Origin of the sequence: Pseudomonas sp. O230, assembly GCF_045447035.1 — a bacterium.
Lineage (GTDB): Bacteria > Pseudomonadota > Gammaproteobacteria > Pseudomonadales > Pseudomonadaceae > Aquipseudomonas.
In genome coordinates this window covers 674679-692136 of the sequence record NZ_JBJGXN010000001.1, presented here as the reverse complement: position 1 = coordinate 692136, position 17458 = coordinate 674679, and the positions used below count along the sequence as shown (strand labels likewise).

Here is a 17458-nt window from a genome sequence, read left to right as displayed (position 1 = left end):
ACTTAGAGTGGCGCAATATCGGATGACGTCCGCAAACCTTGTAGGCAAACTCCGAATCGTCCGTTTTGGGCACTTTGATGTCTTGTTGTGCTTTTCTTCGAAGGGATAGTCTCCGGACGTCGCTGATCATTCAGCGATCGGGCTTGGAAACCCGTCGAGCGTAGAGCAACAACGTGCCCAACATGACCGCAGGCGTTTACGGCTGCAATGCTGTGTCATGGCGGTTGTGCGTGGGACGTCTTCGGACGTGCCGGTTTCCTAAGCTCCCGGTTTTCCAACCTGCGCACAGCTGCCACCCATTCGCTTGGAAACGAACGTGGCGGCTCCTCAGCTTGGGAGATTTACCATGAGCAAAACTGATTCAGCATCAACCTCAAACCTAAAAACCATCGGCCTCACCCCCTTCATCTACTGTTCAAACGAAACACTGTTCCATGTCACTCGCGGTGTTCCCCTCGCCGAAGCCCTGGCCCAAGCCTCCAATCTGCTGTACCTGGTGAAAGCGCTGACCATCGACGCCGCCTACGTCAAAGACACCGACCGCCACGCCTGGGCCGCGCATTACCTGACAGCAATGAGCAAGGCAGTGATCGATGATGTGACAAAGGTATTGGAGCGCGAATCTGAGCAGGCCGGGGCGAATCCCAGGGCATAGCGGCGGACTGATCGTGGAATGAGCCTCGATAATTCGGGGCTCTCTCATCAGAGATCGACCGGTGCGCTAAGCCCAAACACCCAACGCTGGAATGGCCCGCACTGGCCGTAACCGCTCAAGGATTTCACGGGTAAAAACGACCTCATAGGTATCCGCCGCCCTGCCCCACTGCTCAACGATGACCATGCCGGCGACCAGCACGCGTGCCAATTCAGTGATCGTATCGGCCAGATCTTCGACGATTTCTTGGGTCCGGCCCCACACGCGATCAGTCATCACTCGGAGCTCAGCCGCAATACGCTCAGCGGACGCAGGGTCCGTATCGGGACAGGTGATATTGCGCAGCAAATGCTGAAGCTCTTTTACTTTTGCGTAATCCTGTTCCGCCCCCAGCGCACCTTTCAGGATGGTGACCGCTTTCGTTTTGTCGACGCGGTTCCCGGACCGATGGGTCGAAGAGAGTGTCTGGCCCATAGCGCCGGCCAACAGGACCATCATCCGGGCTTCCAAATGCGCTTTCATTGCTTCCATCGACGAAATCGGGCGCGCCAGGGTTATGGAAGCGCCCCCTTGATGCCGCAAGTCCATGGTCACCGACAGAGTCACGCCGCCCGTTGCAAACCCCAATGCGCGGGCCACGACGTAGTGGCCCATTTCATGATGGGCGATCTGTAATGCGTGATCCCGTACAACGGAAGGCGTCCTGTTCGTCATGTCCATCGCCTCACATCCCTCGATAGCCCGTTCGACTATGCCTGACGGTTTGCGTCCATCCTTCCCGCGTTGGGCGCCGGTGTCGGTGTCCAGTGCGAAAACTTTGCCGTAGACGGTGCAGGTGTAGACCGTGTCGCAGGTAAAAATGCCTGAACGGTACTGAGGCTAGACCAAACATCCTGCATGCGATTGGTGCTGTAACATGCGGCCCCATTGATGTGTGTTGCTGGAGACAACCTTTGCCTGACACTCGCCCGCCTGTGCTTGACGAAATCGACCGCCAATTGATCGCGGCCCTGCAGATCAATGCCCGCGAAAGCGTGGCCATGCTCGCCCGCCAATTGGGCATCGCCCGCACCACCGTGACGTCGCGGCTGGCACGACTGGAAAAGGCCAGGGTCATCACCGGTTACGGCGTGCGCTTGGGCCAGCGTCTGGTGGACGGCGGCTTGCAGGCGTACGTCGGGATCACGGTGCAACCGCGCTCCGGCAAGGAAGTGTTGCGGCGGCTGAGCGCCATGGCTCAGGTTCAGCAGTTGTGTGCGGTCAGTGGCGAATTTGATTATGTGGCGTGGTTAAGGACTGATTCGCCGGAGCAACTGGATCAGTTGCTGGATCAGATCGGCAGTGTGGATGGGGTGGAGAAGACGACCACGTCGATCATTTTGAGTAGCAAGATTGATCGGGGGCAGCCGGTTTGATTTCACCCGGAACGCTTCGGTGTCTGGCTGGGCGTCTTCGCGGGCAAGCCCGCTCCCACCTGGACATTGTGTATCGATAGTTCGTCGTTTTGGTCAAAAAATTAGCAAAATGACGACACATTGCGTCTTATTAACGTGTTCTACGCTCTCTAGAATGGCTGCCATCTTTTCCTATACTCAGACGCGTACCCCGCGTCCGGTCGCCAGCAAGGTCAGCCATGAACAAGAACAATCGCCATCCTGCAGACGGTAAAAAACCAGTCACCATTTTCGGCCCGGACTTTCCTTTCGCCTTCGACGACTGGATCGAACACCCTGCCGGCCTCGGCAGCATTCCAGCGCACAACCACGGTGCCGAAGTGGCAATCGTCGGCGCCGGTATCGCCGGTTTGGTCGCCGCCTACGAACTGATGAAACTGGGCCTCAAGCCCGTCGTCTATGAAGCCTCGAAAATGGGCGGTCGTCTGCGCTCACAGGCGTTCAACGGGACGGATGGCATCGTCGCCGAACTCGGCGGCATGCGCTTCCCGGTGTCGTCCACGGCGTTTTACCACTATGTCGACAAGCTCGGTCTCGAGACCAAACCTTTTCCCAATCCGCTGACGCCTGCCTCTGGCAGCACCGTGATCGACCTGGAAGGCAAAACCCACTACGCACAGAAACTGGCGGATCTTCCTGCACTGTTCCAGGAAGTGGCTGACGCGTGGGCGGATGCACTGGAGGCCGGCTCGCAGTTCGCCGATATCCAGCAAGCGATCCGCGACCGCGACGTGCCGCGCCTCAAGGAGTTGTGGAACACCCTGGTTCCGCTGTGGGACGACCGCACCTTCTACGACTTCGTCGCCACCTCCGAAGCCTTCGCCAAGCTCTCGTTCCATCACCGCGAAGTGTTCGGCCAGGTCGGCTTCGGCACCGGCGGCTGGGACTCGGACTTCCCGAACTCGATGCTGGAAATCTTCCGCGTAGTCATGACCAACTGCGACGATCACCAACATCTGGTCGTCGGCGGCGTCGAACAAGTGCCGCAAGGCATTTGGCGCCATGTGCCGGAACGTTGCGTGCACTGGCCCGAAGGCACCAGCCTCAAGTCGCTGCACAGAGGCGCGCCACGCTCCGGGGTTAAAAAAATCGCTCATGCGGCGGATGGCCGTTTTGCGGTGACCGATAACAACGGCGACACCCGCGAATACGCTGCCGTATTGACCACCTGCCAGAGCTGGTTGCTGACCACCCAGATCGAGTGCGACGAAACTCTGTTTTCGCAAAAGATGTGGATGGCCCTCGACCGCACCCGCTACATGCAATCGTCGAAAACCTTCGTGATGGTCGACCGCCCGTTCTGGAAGGACAAGGATCCGGAAACCGGCCGCGACCTGATGAGCATGACCCTCACCGATCGCCTGACCCGTGGCACCTACCTGTTCGACAACGGTGACGACAAACCTGGGGTGATTTGCCTGTCGTACTCGTGGATGAGCGACGCGCTGAAAATGCTGCCGCACCCGGTGGAAAAACGCGTCGAACTGGCGTTGAACGCGCTGAAAAAAATCTACCCGAAAGTCGATATTGCGGCGCGAATCATCGGCGATCCGATCACCGTATCGTGGGAAGCCGACCCGCATTTCCTTGGGGCTTTCAAAGGCGCACTGCCCGGTCACTATCGCTACAACCAGCGCATGTACGCTCACTTCATGCAGGACGACATGCCGGCCGAACAGCGCGGGATTTTCATCGCTGGCGACGACGTTTCGTGGACGCCGGCGTGGGTCGAAGGCGCGGTGCAGACCTCGCTCAACGCGGTATGGGGCATCATGAAACACTTCGGCGGTGAAACTCACGCCGAGAACCCGGGTCCAGGAGATGTGTTCAACGAGATCGGTCCGATCGCCCTGCCCGAGTAAAAGGAGTTCCAAATGCGCGTAGCCTTATACCAATGTCCACCGCTGCCCCTGGACGTCGCCGGCAATCTGCAACGCCTGCATCAACTGGCGCTGGAAGCGAAAGGCGCCGACTTGCTGGTGCTGCCGGAGATGTTCCTGACCGGTTACAACATCGGTGTCGATGCCGTCAGCGTGCTGGCGGAGGTGCACAACGGTGAGTCGGCGCAGCAGATCGCGCGCATTGCCAAAACGGCAGGGATTGCCATTTTGTACGGTTATCCCGAGCGCACCGCGGACGGGCAGATCTACAACGCCGTGCAATTGATCGACGCCAACGGCGAGCGCCTGTGCAACTACCGCAAGACTCATCTGTACGGCGACCTCGATCACTCGATGTTCAGCGCCGGGCAGGGTGATTTTCCGTTGGTGGAGCTCAACGGCTGGAAACTCGGTTTCCTGATCTGCTACGACGTCGAGTTTCCGGAGAATGCGCGGCGCCTGGCCCTGGCCGGCGCCGAGCTGATTCTGGTGCCGACAGCGAACATGATTCCTTACGACTTCGTCGCCGACGTGACCGTGCGCGCCCGCGCCTTCGAAAACCAATGTTACGTGGCTTATGCCAATTACTGCGGCAACGAAGGCGAGATTCACTATTGCGGCCAGAGCAGCATCGCCGCGCCGGACGGCAGTCGCATCGCTCAGGCAGGACTCGATGAAGCGCTGATTGTCGGTGAGCTGGATCGTCAGTTGATGGTCGACTCGCGCGCCGCCAATCGCTACTTCCTCGATCGCCGCCCGGAGCTTTACGGCGAGCTGAACAAGCGCTAATCCGCTAGCATTAGCGCTTCCCTGTTCTGGAAGTGCTCATGCCTGCGCTGAATCCCCCTCGCCCTCACACTGAAATCCTGGCCAACGGCTTGCGGGTGACCCTGCGTCATGCCCCGAATCTGAAGCGTTGTGCGGCCGCGTTGCGGGTCGCTGCCGGCAGTCATGATGTGCCGTTGGCATGGCCAGGCCTGGCGCATTTTCTTGAGCATCTGTTGTTTCTCGGTACCGAGCGTTTTCCTGCGGAACAAGGGCTGATGGCCTACGTGCAAGGTCATGGTGGGCAGGTCAATGCGCGAACCAGCGAGCGCACCACCGACTTCTTTTTTGAACTGCCGCCTCAGGCATTCAGCGGTGGGCTGGAGCGTCTGTCAGACATGCTCGCTCATCCGCGTATGAATCTGGACGATCAGCTGCGGGAACGGGAAGTGCTGCACGCGGAGTTCGTCGCCTGGTCGCAGGACGCGACGGCGCAACAGCAACTGGCGCTGTTCGACGGGCTTTCGCCGACTCATCCGTTACGCGGCTTTCATGCCGGCAACCGTGACAGCCTGCCGGTGGCGCAAGCCGAGTTCCAGCAAGCGCTGAAGGATTTCCATCAGCGGTTTTATCAGACCGGACAGATGACGCTAAGCCTGGCCGGCCCGCAAAGTATCGAAGAGCTTAAGCAACTGGCGCTGAGTTTCAGCGCGGCGATTCCCACGGGAGAAATCGTCCCGCAACTGGCTCCTGTGTCGCTGATGGAATCTTCGGACGCCAGTTATCAACAGGTGAACGAGCGCAGGCTTGATCTGCTGTTTACCTTCGAATCGCTGCCCACTTCATCGGCCGAAGCCTTGGCGTTTTTGTGCCATTGTTTGAATGCCTCGAAACGCGGCGGGCTGCTGGCTGAATTGAGCGCACGCGGTGTGGCTGAGCACTTGAACGCCGAGCCGCTGTACCAATTTGCCGGACAAGCCGTGCTGCACGTTGAGTTCACGACGGCAGAACCGGCGAGCGTCCTGCGCGGGCAGCTCCTGGACTGGATGGGCTTCTTTGCCTCTCAGCAAGACTGGCCCCGTCTGCGTGATGAATACGCCGCCATGCTTCAGCGCCAGCAACAAGTCAGCGGCGCGCTGCAACTGGCCCGACTCGATAGCGAACAGCTTGAAACCGGCCTGTCCGAGCAAGGCGTTGCAGCGCTCAAGGACATCCTGAACAAAATCGGCGCTGTGGATAACTTCAGCGGTGAATGGCAACTGCCCGCACCGAATCCGTTCTTGAGCACCGAAGCGCCGCCGCAAAACGCCGGCCTGATTCGCGGGCAAACCAGCAAGCACCGTGGCTTGCGCACATTTGCTCAGGACCGTTCGCGCAGCCGTCGTGAAAACTCGCCGATGCAATTCAGCCAGGCTTTGCCGGATAACACCGCTGAGGGCGCGATTTATTTGCGATGGCGGCTCGAGGCCGAACCTCATCCCCGTCTTCAACAGCATCTGGAAAACAGCCTGCAGCCACTGCGCGAGGAGGCACGCCAGGCGGGCGTCGACTTTTCCTTCAGCGCATCGGGCAATGAATGGCTGCTGAAGGTGACGGGGCTGCAGGAACCGATGCCGAGCGTTCTCGAACATGCACTGAAAGAGCTGACACAACCTGCTAGCGAGTTCTCACAGGAAGAACCGAAAAGCCCTGCGCTGATCCCGATTAAACAACTGCTCAAGGCGTTGCCCGATCTTCTCCTTGAGCACAGCGGTGTCTCTGAAGACCTGCAGCAGCTATGGTCAAGTGCGCGCTGGGAAGGTCTGGCGACTGGCCTTTCGGCACACACTCAAGCCGCAATGGGTTTGGCCCTGAGCCGGGTGCCAGGCGTTGCAGACACCCAACCGTCCACGCCGAACTTGATCAACTCACAGCGCCTTTGGACAACGCTTGACACCGGCTCCAGCGAACACGCGTTGTTGCTGTTCTGTCCGACGGCTACCCAGGACATCCGCGACGAGGCCGCCTGGCGTTTGTTGGCGCTTGTCTGTCAGACACCGATCTATCAGCGCCTGCGCGTGGAGCTGCAATTAGGTTACGCGGTGTTCAGCGCACTGCGTCAGATCCACGGGCTGACCGGGATCCTGCTTGGCGTCCAGTCTCCGGATACCTCGCCATTGAAGTTGCTGGAACACATGGTGCGCTTCCTGAGCGACCTGCCCGGATTGGTCGAGGCGATCGACGAGGCTTCTTTCATCGCCCAGCGCCAGGCGTTGGCCGATCAATTCGACATCGCCGCCTTACCCTTGGCCCAGGCTGCAGAGCTGCTCTGGCAAGGCAGGTTGACTGGCCGCCCGTCGGATTACCTGACGCAGCTGAGCTTGTCGATTCTAACCATCGACCGCTCCACCCTGCTGGCCGCCGCCCATCGACTGAAGAACGCCGAAGGCGGCTGGCGCTGTCTGGCCAGTGGTTCGCAGCCAGAGGCGCCTTGGCAAGTGGCAAAATGATCATTACCGCTGCTGCAATGAGCTTTTCCGAGATTGCAGGCCAATCAATGTGTAATTTTGAGTAACATAGCCACCTAACTATCTGAACATCTCCGGCTGGAGGTGGACTATATGTATAGATCTCAACCGTCCCATCACCTGAAGGAGCGCTCCCATGTCCTGGTCCAAACCTGCTTACACCGACCTGCGTATCGGCTTTGAAGTCACCATGTACTTCGCAAGCCGCTAAGTTTGTCCTGCCGTTCAGCGCCTCGGTTTGCCGAGGCGTTTTTATTTTCAGCGTTGAAATGATGGAGCACCCATGTTTGTCCAGATTCTAGGTTCCGCCGCTGGCGGCGGTTTCCCCCAGTGGAACTGCAACTGCGTGAACTGCGCGGGTTTTCGCGACGGGAGCCTGAACGCCAAGGCGCGGACCCAATCGTCCATCGCGATTTCCGATGACGGCGTGAACTGGGTGCTGTGCAACGCCTCGCCGGACATCCGTGCCCAGCTCCAGAGTTTCACCCCGATGCAACCGGGCCGCGCCCTGCGCGATACCGGCATCAGCGCGATCATCCTGATGGACAGCCAGATCGATCACACCACCGGCCTGCTCAGCCTGCGCGAGGGTTGCCCGCACAACGTCTGGTGCACCGACATGGTCCATGAAGACCTGAGCACCGGTTTCCCATTGTTCACCATGCTGACCCACTGGAACGGCGGGCTGAACTGGAACCGCATCGAGCTCGACCAAAGCTTCACCATCCCGGCGTGCCCGAGCCTGCGTTTCAGCCCTCTGCCGCTGCGCAGCGCTGCGCCGCCGTATTCGCCGCACCGCTTCGACCCGCATCCGGGCGACAACATCGGGTTGATCGTTGAAGACCTGAGTACCGGCGGCAAGCTGTTTTACGCGCCAGGCCTGGGCAAGGTCGACGCACCGCTGCTGGAGATCATGGCCGGCAGTGACTGCCTGCTGGTGGACGGCACGATGTGGGACGACGACGAAATGCAGCGTCGTGGTGTCGGCACCCGCACCGGCCGGGAGATGGGTCATCTGGCGCAGAACGGCCCCGGCGGTATGCTGGAAGTGCTGGAACAGTTGCCCAAGCAGCGCAAGGTGCTTATCCACATCAACAACACCAACCCGATCCTTGATGAGGATTCGCCGGAGCGTGCCGAGCTGGTTCGGCGTGATGTTGAAGTGGCGTATGACGGCATGAGTATTGTGTTGTAGGGCATCGAGACCGCTGCACGGTCTATCGCCAGCAGGCTGGCTCCCACAGGGGAATGCGATCAACTGTGGGAGCGAGCCTGCTGGCGATGAGGCCGATCCAGACGCCACAAAATCCACCGGCTGCACCCGGAGACCAAAATGACTGACACCGCAATGTCCCCCGCCGAATTCGAAGCAGCCCTGCGCGCCAAGGGCGCCTACTACCACATCCATCACCCGTACCACGTGGCGATGTATGAAGGCCGGGCGACCCGCGAGCAGATTCAGGGCTGGGTCGCAAACCGCTTCTACTATCAGGTGAATATTCCCCTGAAGGACGCCGCCATCCTTGCCAATTGCCCGGACCGGGAGATCCGCCGCGAGTGGATTCAACGCCTGCTCGACCATGACGGCGCCCCCGGTGAAGACGGTGGCATCGAAGCCTGGTTGCGTCTGGGCCAAGCCGTCGGCCTCGACCCGGACCAACTGCGCTCCCAGGAACTGGTGCTGCCCGGCGTACGTTTCGCCGTGGACGCCTACGTCAATTTCGCCCGCAGGGCCAATTGGCAGGAAGCCGCCAGCAGCTCACTGACCGAGCTGTTCGCGCCGCAGATCCACCAATCGCGCCTCGACAGTTGGCCGCAGCATTACCCGTGGATCGACCCGGCCGGTTACGAATATTTCCGCACCCGCCTGGGCCAGGCGCGCCGCGATGTGGAACACGGCCTGGCGATCACGTTGCAGCACTACACGACGCGGGACGGCCAGGAGCGCATGCTGGAAATTCTCCAGTTCAAACTGGACATTCTTTGGAGCATGCTCGATGCCATGAGCATGGCCTACGAACTGAAACGCCCGCCGTATCACAGCGTGACCGAGCAACGGGTCTGGCATAAAGGAATCACCTTATGAGTTTCGATCGCAGCAAGACCCCGACCTGGCGCCCCGGCTACCGTTTTCAGTACGAACCGGCGCAGAAAGGCCATGTGCTGCTCTACCCGGAAGGCATGATCAAGCTCAATGAAAGCGCCGCGCTGATCGGTGGTTTGATCGACGGTGAACGTGATGTCGCGGCGATCATCGCCGAACTGGACGCGCAGTTCCCCGGCGTGCCGGAGCTCGGTGACGACATCGAGCAATTCATGGAGGTCGCCCGTGCTCAGCACTGGATCGAACTTGCCTGATCCCGTGTCAGACACGTTACCGCCCAAACCGGAAATCGGTCTGCCGCTGTGGCTGCTGGCGGAACTGACCTACCGCTGCCCGTTGCAATGCCCGTACTGCTCCAATCCGCTGGATTTCGCCGAGCAAGGCAAAGAGCTGAGCACCGAGCAGTGGATCAAGGTGTTCCGCGAAGCGCGGGAAATGGGCGCCGCGCAGCTGGGCTTTTCCGGCGGCGAACCGCTGGTGCGCCAGGACCTCGCCGAGCTGATTGCCGAAGCGCGCAAGTTGGGTTTCTACACCAACCTGATCACCTCCGGCATCGGCCTGACCGAGCAGAAAATCAGCGACTTCAAGAAGGCCGGCCTGGACCATATCCAGATCAGCTTCCAGGCCAGCGACGAGCAAGTGAACAACTTGCTGGCTGGCTCGAAAAAGGCTTTCGCGCAGAAGCTGGAAATGGCTCGCGCGGTAAAGGCTCATGGCTATCCGATGGTGCTGAATTTCGTCACCCATCGGCACAACATCGACAAGATCGACCGGATCATCGAGCTGTGCATCGCCCTTGAGGCGGACTTTGTCGAACTCGCCACCTGCCAGTTTTACGGTTGGGCGCAGCTCAATCGGGTCGGACTGTTGCCGACCAAGGAACAACTGGTCCGCGCCGAACGCATCACCAACGAATACCGCGCCAAACTCGAAGCCGAAGGGCATCCGTGCAAGCTGATTTTCGTCACGCCGGACTACTACGAAGAACGCCCGAAAGCCTGCATGAATGGCTGGGGCAGTATTTTCCTGACAGTGACCCCGGACGGAACCGCGCTGCCGTGTCACGGCGCCCGACAGATGCCGGTACAGTTTCCTAATGTGCGCGATCACAGCATGCAGCACATCTGGTACGACTCGTTCGGCTTCAACCGCTTTCGCGGTTACGACTGGATGCCCGAGCCATGCCGCTCGTGCGACGAAAAAGAGAAGGACTTCGGCGGCTGCCGCTGCCAAGCCTTCATGCTCACGGGTGACGCCAGCAACGCCGACCCGGTGTGCAGCAAGTCGGAACATCACGACGTGATTCTCAAGGCCCGCGAAGAAGCCGAGCACGCGACCCAGACCATCGAACAACTGGCCTTTCGCAATGAACGAAACTCACGACTCATCGCAAAAAGCTGAGCCCTTCAGCGCCGCCAAAGCGGTCGCTGCCGGTGTCGACTTTGCCGAACTACAGGTTGGCCAGCATGGCCTGTTCTGGAACGAGTACCGCCCCGAGGACGCCGCTTGCCGCATCTGGCATTGGCGCGATGGCCAGGCACATTGCCTGACACCGTTGGGTTTCAGCGTGCGCAGCCGGGTGTACGAATATGGCGGCGGAGCGTTCTGTCTGACAGATGACGGGGTGGTTTTCGTCAACGAGGCGGATCAGCAGTTGTATCGCCAATCGCTGACAGGCGAAACGCCCGAAGTGCTGACATCCGGCGAATGCCGCTACGGCGATCTGCAATTTGCCAACGGGCAAGTGTTGGCCGTTGAAGAACATCGGGATCGGCATCGTCTGGTGGCCATCGATCTGGTGGACGGCGCACGTCATCTGTTGGCCGAAGGTGCGGACTTTTATGCCGCACCGACGTTGAGCCCTGACGCTCAACGGTTGGCCTGGATCGAGTGGAGTCGCCCGGACCAGCCATGGACCGCGACGCGCCTGATGGTTGCCGAGCGCCGGAGCGATGGCCGTTTCGCTCAAGCCCGCTGTGTGGCGGGCGATGGTGTTCAGGAGTCGCTGCAACAACCGCGATTCGATGACAGTGGTCGTCTGTATTGTCTGACGGATCGTGGCGGCTACTGGCAGCCGTGGGTCGAGTCGTCCAATGCGTTGCGTCCGCTGCCCGGCGCTGCGGCTGATCATGGGCCCGCGCCCTGGCAGTTGGGGGGTTGCACTTGGCTGCCCTTGAGTGAAAACAGCTATCTGGCCAGTTGGACCGAAGAGGGATTCGGCCGACTGGGCATTGGTGGTGACACCACAGAAGACTTCACCGGGGACTACAGCCGATTCCGATATCTCGCACTGGATGATCAATTCATCTACTGCATCGCCGCTTCACCGGTCAGCTCGTCAGCCGTGATCGCCATTGACCGCAAAACCCGACAGGTCAAGGTCTTGGCCGGGGGAGTCGCACCTTTGCCCGCCGAGAAAATCAGCGTCCCGCAAACCTTGCGCTACCCGAGCGGTGCAGGCGAGGCGCACGGTTTCTTCTACCCTGCAATGACTGGCGACACGAAGCCGCCGCTGGTGGTGTTCATCCATGGCGGCCCGACATCGGCGTGCTACCCGATGCTCGATCCGCGCATCCAGTACTGGACACAACGCGGCTTCGCCGTGGCCGACCTCAACTACCGAGGCAGCAGCGGCTATGGCCGGGCTTACCGCCACGCGCTGTACTTGAGTTGGGGTGACGTAGATGTGGAAGATGCCTGTGCGGTGGTCGCTCATCTCGCCGAGCGCGGATTGATCGACGGTGACCAGGCGTTTATTCGCGGTGGCAGTGCCGGCGGCTACACCACGCTGTGTGCGCTGGCGTTTCAGCAGGTCTTCCGTGCGGGCGCCAGCCTCTATGGCGTCAGCGATCCCGTCGCACTGGGCCGCGCGACCCACAAGTTTGAAGGCGATTATCTGGATTGGCTGATTGGTGATCCTGAACAGGATGCCGAGCGCTACGTCGCACGCACGCCATTGCTGCATGCGAGCAAGATCAGCGTGCCAGTGATTTTCTTTCAGGGCGAACTGGACGCCGTGGTCGTGCCGCAACAGACCCGCGACATGGTCGAGGCGCTGCAACAAAACGGCATTCTAGTCGAAGCGCATTATTACGCAGACGAACGTCACGGTTTCCGCAAGGCCGGTAATCAGGCCCACGCGTTGGAGCAGGAGTGGTTGTTTTATCGGCGGGTAATGGCGCTCGAAAGCTGAAACTGCGTCGCTTCAATCCCTGGCAAGCCAGCGCCTACAGGACCAGTGAGATCCCTGTAGGCGCTGGCCGGCAAGCGAAAGCGATCTATCTGACACCGTGATACTCAACGCTTGGCGATGATGTAGACCGCATGCACGATCCCCGGAATATAACCGCACAACGTCAGCAGAATATTCAGCCAGAACGCGCCGGCGAAACCGACTTGCAGAAACACACCCAGTGGCGGCAATAGAATGGCGATGATGATGCGAATGAAGTCCATAGGGCAGCTCCTGAGTTGAAGTGGGCTCGTGTGAGCCTTACTGCTAATCGACCAACACCGTTCGTCAGGGTTCAGTGCGAATGCTCACTGAATACCGATATCCAAACGAATCTGCGGACAAAAAAACGCCCCACGTCAAAAGAATCAAACGTGGGGCGATGCGTTATACCGCGAGACGGTTCGGGAATTCGTGTAGGGCGGTTCTGATCAGACGGCAATCCCTTTGCGGCATTGCAGTTGTGCGGTACGCACCCGGGAAAAGGCGCGAGCCAGGCGCAGGAGCATTTCGTCGATGTTCGCCTTGCTGACGCTGAGCGCCGGGGTGAGACGCAGGCAATCGGCTTGCGGGGCGTCGAGTAGCAGGCCTTCGTACAGCGCGGCTTTAACCACGGCGTCAGCCGAGTCGTCGGACAGGGTCAGACCCCAGAGCAATCCCTGACCACGCAGTTCGCCGTGACCATAGCGATGAGCCAGACGTGCCAGGCCTTCGCGCAAGTGCTGGCCGGTTTCCCTGACATGTTCGAGAAAACCCTTGTCCTGCACGCTATCGAGCACGGCCAGACCCGCCGCGGTCATCAGTGCATTGCCATGATGGGTGCCCGTCAGCTCGCCGACGTCGAAACAACAAGCCTTGCCTCGCGCCAGCAGCGCCGCCAAGGGCACGCCACCGCCGAGGCCTTTGCCGAGGACGACGATATCGGCTCGCACGTCGTAGGACTGTTCCGCGAGTAAGGTGCCGAGGCGACCGAGGCCGGTTTGCACTTCGTCGAAGATCAACAGGATGCCGAGCTCACGGCACAGGCGTTCGACACCCTTGAGGTAATGTTCGGTGGCGGGGATTACCCCGGCTTCGTTCTGGATCGGTTCAAGCATGATCGCCACGGTCCGGGCGTCAACGGCGGCGTGTAGCGCGGCCAGATCATTGAACGGCACATGGCTGAAGCCCGGAAGTTGCGGTTCGAAGCGATTTGCCAGCCTGGAACTGTCCGACGCCGGAATCGTCCCGAGACTACGGCCATGGCAACCGTTGTTGGCCACGATGATCCGCGACGCACCGCCGCGATGCCGCTGGCCCCATTTGCGCGCCAGTTTGATCGCCGCCTCACAGGCTTCACTGCCACTGTTGAGCAGGTACGCCTGATCACTGCCGGTGCTGACGCAGAGCCGCTCGGCGAGGTTGAGCATGCCGCGGTTGTGCAGGCCAAAACCGGGGTTGATCAGCGATTGAGCCTGCGCCGTAATCGCGTTGACCAGAACTGTAGGGCTATGTCCGAGGCTATTGGCCCCGCCACCCTGGGAAAAATCCAGATAGGCGCGGTCGTCGCTGTCCCATAACCAGGAGCCCTGACCGCGCACAAAAATCTGTTTCGGCCGCTCGACACTGGGCATCAGGCACTCGCTGGAAAGATTGTCACTTCTGGGCGGTAGGAAAGGGTCCGCGCTCAAGTCGTCAAGACTGGGCGCATTACGCCGTAAATTGAACAAATTCATCCGAAAAAACCTCGTTTGAGGTGTTTTGCCTTACCTATGTAAACACCTTCGGCGTAAACGCTAGTCATTGCGCTCCATGGCCCTGCAAGCCTTGTGAATGCGGTTAGACTAGGCTCAGCCAGGGCGTCGAGCCATTTCGATTTATCAGCAATTTCAATAAGTAAAACTTATGGATTTCAAGCAACTGCGTTATTTCGTCGCGGTCTACGAAGAGGGCCATGTGGGCCGGGCCGCCGAGCGACTTTCAATCTCCCAACCGGCACTCTCCCAACAGATTCGCCAGCTCGAAAAAAATCTCGATGTGAGCCTGTTCGAGCGCAGTAGCAAACGCTTGCTGCCGACCCTGGCCGCTCACACGCTGTACAACCACGCCTTGCCCTTGCTCGATGGCCTGCAACGGGCGCGTGAAGCATTGGGCAATTTCAAGGGACAAGCGCTGCGCACCCTGGCCATTGGCGTGCTGCAAACCGTTCACACCAGCCTGGTGCCGCAGATGCTCGAGCGCGTGCGTAAGGCGCAGCCGCACTTGGTGGTGCAGATCTATGAATTGACGGGATTGGAGATCGAACGGCGGCTGCTCAATGGTTCGCTGGACATCGGCATCAGTTACCTGCCACCCCGTCAGCCGGGGCTGCACGGCGTGATGTTGTACGAAGATGAACTGACACTGGTCATCCCGGCGGATCACCCGCTGCGCGAATTCAAGAAAGTCTCCATGAGTCAGGCCGCCGAGTTGCCGATGTTGCTGCTGGGCGAAGAGTTTCAGGTGCGGCAGATCTGGCAGACGCAATTGGCCAGCCTGGGTCGACGCCCGCAGGTGCAGGCCGAACTGAATAACATGGCGGGAATTCTCGACAGCCTGCCGCACACCCGGTTGGCAACCGTCCTGCCCGGTCGTTCGCAGAAGGTGCTGGGCAACGACGAACTGCTCTGGAAACCGCTGACCGAGCCACGGGTGCCGTTGAAAGTCGGGTTGGTATGTCGCGATGTGCAACGGCAACAAGCGTCACTGGCCCTGTTGCGGACCTTGCTGGAAGAAGTGATGAATGGACCGAATGAAGGCTCTACCACCCTGGATGGGCTGAGCTGACTACTTTTCTGCGGGCAAAAGAAAACCCCGCCGAAGCGGGGCTTTGCAGACTGTTTCCCTGACATCCATTTCGCTCCGCCGTCCTGGCAGAATCCTACGTGTCCGTGTTGTTGCTTTGCGCTTCCTGCGCGACGTCCATGAGAAGTAGATTAGCTGTGGATCCAATCTTCATCTATGGGAGAAGAGCAGCAAGTTATGTAAGCGAATGCTTACATGACGTTACATTGTCAGAACTGCGCTGCGTCCAGCAGGAACAGCGACTCGCTACCGGCCTTCACCGACGCGCTCAACGAATGAATACGCGGCAGTAGACGGGCGAAATAGAACCGCGCTGTGCCCAATTTGCTCGCGTAGAAATCGTCCTGCGCTTCTTTGCCGAAGGCAGCCTTGGCCATTAGTGCCCACATGTAAGCGTAAGCCACGTAACCGAAGGTTTGCAGGTATTCGACCGACGCTGCGCCGATTTCATTCGGGTTGTTTTTCGCCCGATCCAGCAGCCACACCGTCAGCTCGTCGAGCGTGGTCACGGCATCGTTCAGCGGCTTGGTGAACTCAGCCAGGTCAGCGCTGGCCGTCGCGGTGAAGTGACGAATCTCGTCGGCGAACAGGTTGTAGAACGCCCCGCCGCTACCAACGATCTTGCGCCCGACAAGGTCCAGCGCCTGAATGCCGTTGGTGCCTTCGTAGATCTGAGTGATGCGCACGTCGCGAACCAGTTGCTCCTGGCCCCATTCACGGATGTAACCGTGGCCGCCGAAAACCTGCTGGCCATGAATGGTGGTTTCCAGACCGAGGTCCGTCAGGAATGCCTTGGCTACCGGGGTCAACAGCGCCACCAGGTCTTCCGCGCGTTTGCGAGTGGTCGCTTCTTCGCTGAACTTGGCGGTGTCCAGTTGCATCGCCACGTACGTCGAGAAGGCACGGCCGCCTTCGTTCGAGGCTTTCATGGTCAGCAGCATGCGACGCACATCCGGGTGGACGATGATCGGGTCGGCCACTTTGTCTTTGTTCTGCGCGCCGGTCGGCGAACGGCTTTGCAGACGGTCGCGAGCGTATTCAACGGCGTTCTGATAAGAGCGCTCGCCAGAAGCCAGGCCCTGAATGCCGACGCCCAGACGCTCGTAGTTCATCATGGTGAACATCGCCGCCAGGCCTTTGTTCGGCTCGCCGACCAGGTAACCCACGGCTTCGTCGAAGTTCATCACGCACGTTGCGGAGGCCTGAATGCCCATCTTGTGCTCGATCGAACCACAGGTCGCCGGGTTACGCGCACCGAGGCTGCCATCGGCGTTGACCATGAACTTCGGCACCAGGAACAGCGAAATGCCTTTCGGACCGGCCGGCGCATCTGGCAACTTGGCCAGTACCAGGTGAATGATGTTCTCGGTCAGGTTGTGTTCACCGCCGGTGATGAAAATCTTGGTGCCGCTGACTTTGTAGGAACCGTCCGCCTGAGGCTCGGCTTTGGTACGGATGATCCCCAGGTCTGTACCGGCGTGTGGCTCGGTCAGGCACATGGAGCCGGCCCAGACGCCGGCGTACATGTTCGGCAGGTAAGCGGCTTTCAGCTCTTCGCTGGCGTGGGCGTTGATCGACAGGCAAGCGCCAGCGGTCAGCATCGGGTACAGACCGAACGACAGGCTCGCGGAGTTGACCATTTCTTCGACCTGAGCCGAAACCGCCTTGGGCATGCCCATGCCGCCGTAGGACGGATCGCCACCGACACCGACCCAACCGCCTTCAGCGTAAGTCTGATAAGCCTGTGGGAAACCTGCGGGCGTGGTGACGGCACCGTCCGCCCAATGGCAACCTTCTTCGTCAGCCGCACGGTTCAGGGGCGCGATGCTTTTGCTGGTGACCTTGCCGGCCTCTTCAAGAATGGCTTCAACGGTTTCCGCATCCACGGTATCGGCCAGTGCGGGCAACTCGGCCCAGAGTTTGGCGACCTCGAACACTTCATTGAGGACGAAGCGCATATCGCGCAGGGGCGCTTTGTAGTCAGCCATGGCAAACCTCGCAAGATCTTTACAGGTGATTCGTAGGAAGAGTGTTTTCT

Annotated in this window: 16 protein-coding genes; 12 read left to right on the top strand and 4 right to left on the bottom strand. The window is 59.9% G+C overall.

Annotation, left to right across the window (positions count from 1 at the left end; genetic code table 11):
* Nucleotides 1-346 precede the first annotated feature (346 nt).
* Complete coding sequence (locus ACI77H_RS03245) at nt 347-655, top strand: DUF3077 domain-containing protein (protein ID WP_407010337.1); 309 nt, start codon at nt 347-349, stop codon at nt 653-655.
* A gap of 66 nt (nt 656-721) precedes the next feature.
* Here the strand turns inward: ACI77H_RS03245 and ACI77H_RS03240 are convergent, their stop codons facing one another.
* Entirely contained in the window at nt 722-1375 is a 654-nt protein-coding gene (locus ACI77H_RS03240) for a peptidase M41 (protein ID WP_407010335.1), read from the bottom strand.
* Between the two features lie 233 nt (nt 1376-1608).
* On the opposite strand from ACI77H_RS03240, the gene ACI77H_RS03235 reads away from it, so the two are divergent.
* The 10 genes from ACI77H_RS03235 (at nt 1609) to ACI77H_RS03190 (ending at nt 12558) form a co-directional block, all read left to right on the top strand.
* On the top strand, nt 1609-2070 hold the full coding sequence (locus tag ACI77H_RS03235; protein WP_150803095.1) for an Lrp/AsnC family transcriptional regulator: 462 nt from the start codon (nt 1609-1611) through the stop codon (nt 2068-2070).
* A gap of 218 nt (nt 2071-2288) precedes the next feature.
* A complete protein-coding gene (locus ACI77H_RS03230) occupies nt 2289-3971 on the top strand; it encodes a flavin monoamine oxidase family protein (RefSeq protein WP_407010334.1) in 1683 nt (560 codons plus the stop codon).
* 12 nt (nt 3972-3983) lie between these two features.
* Nucleotides 3984-4778, top strand: a complete 795-nt coding sequence (locus ACI77H_RS03225; protein ID WP_407010333.1) for a carbon-nitrogen hydrolase family protein — start codon at nt 3984-3986, stop codon at nt 4776-4778.
* A 38-nt stretch (nt 4779-4816) separates the two neighbouring features.
* Nucleotides 4817-7243, top strand: a complete 2427-nt coding sequence (gene pqqF / locus ACI77H_RS03220; RefSeq protein WP_407010332.1) for a pyrroloquinoline quinone biosynthesis protein PqqF — start codon at nt 4817-4819, stop codon at nt 7241-7243.
* A gap of 154 nt (nt 7244-7397) precedes the next feature.
* Nucleotides 7398-7472, top strand: a complete 75-nt coding sequence (gene pqqA, locus ACI77H_RS03215; protein WP_009045898.1) for a pyrroloquinoline quinone precursor peptide PqqA — start codon at nt 7398-7400, stop codon at nt 7470-7472.
* 72 nt (nt 7473-7544) lie between these two features.
* The gene (gene pqqB / locus ACI77H_RS03210; protein ID WP_407010331.1) at nt 7545-8456 is read left to right on the top strand and encodes a pyrroloquinoline quinone biosynthesis protein PqqB; all 912 of its coding nucleotides are present in this window, start codon (nt 7545-7547) and stop codon (nt 8454-8456) included.
* Between the two features lie 138 nt (nt 8457-8594).
* The gene (gene pqqC / locus ACI77H_RS03205; RefSeq protein WP_150633690.1) at nt 8595-9347 is read left to right on the top strand and encodes a pyrroloquinoline-quinone synthase PqqC; all 753 of its coding nucleotides are present in this window, start codon (nt 8595-8597) and stop codon (nt 9345-9347) included.
* A complete protein-coding gene (pqqD, locus tag ACI77H_RS03200) occupies nt 9344-9619 on the top strand; it encodes a pyrroloquinoline quinone biosynthesis peptide chaperone PqqD (protein WP_008024193.1) in 276 nt (91 codons plus the stop codon). The genes pqqC and pqqD overlap by 4 nt, the downstream gene beginning before the upstream one ends.
* 4 nt (nt 9620-9623) lie before the next feature.
* Nucleotides 9624-10766, top strand: a complete 1143-nt coding sequence (pqqE, locus tag ACI77H_RS03195; RefSeq protein WP_407010351.1) for a pyrroloquinoline quinone biosynthesis protein PqqE — start codon at nt 9624-9626, stop codon at nt 10764-10766.
* Nucleotides 10732-12558, top strand: coding sequence for a S9 family peptidase (locus ACI77H_RS03190; RefSeq protein WP_407010330.1), 1827 nt, complete (start codon nt 10732-10734; stop codon nt 12556-12558). The genes pqqE and ACI77H_RS03190 overlap by 35 nt, the downstream gene beginning before the upstream one ends.
* 104 nt (nt 12559-12662) lie before the next feature.
* On the opposite strand, the gene ACI77H_RS03185 is transcribed toward ACI77H_RS03190, so the two are convergent.
* Nucleotides 12663-12821: a YqaE/Pmp3 family membrane protein gene (locus ACI77H_RS03185; protein WP_007904205.1), complete on the bottom strand. Its 159-nt coding sequence runs from the start codon at nt 12819-12821 to the stop codon at nt 12663-12665.
* A 207-nt stretch (nt 12822-13028) separates the two neighbouring features.
* On the bottom strand, nt 13029-14312 hold the full coding sequence (locus ACI77H_RS03180; protein ID WP_407010328.1) for an aspartate aminotransferase family protein: 1284 nt from the start codon (nt 14310-14312) through the stop codon (nt 13029-13031).
* A gap of 169 nt (nt 14313-14481) precedes the next feature.
* Between ACI77H_RS03180 and ACI77H_RS03175 the strand changes: the two genes are divergently transcribed.
* Complete coding sequence (locus tag ACI77H_RS03175) at nt 14482-15402, top strand: LysR family transcriptional regulator (protein ID WP_407010326.1); 921 nt, start codon at nt 14482-14484, stop codon at nt 15400-15402.
* 227 nt (nt 15403-15629) lie between these two features.
* On the opposite strand, the gene ACI77H_RS03170 is transcribed toward ACI77H_RS03175, so the two are convergent.
* A complete protein-coding gene (locus tag ACI77H_RS03170; protein WP_407010325.1) occupies nt 15630-17408 on the bottom strand; it encodes an acyl-CoA dehydrogenase C-terminal domain-containing protein in 1779 nt (592 codons plus the stop codon).
* Nucleotides 17409-17458 lie beyond the last annotated feature (50 nt).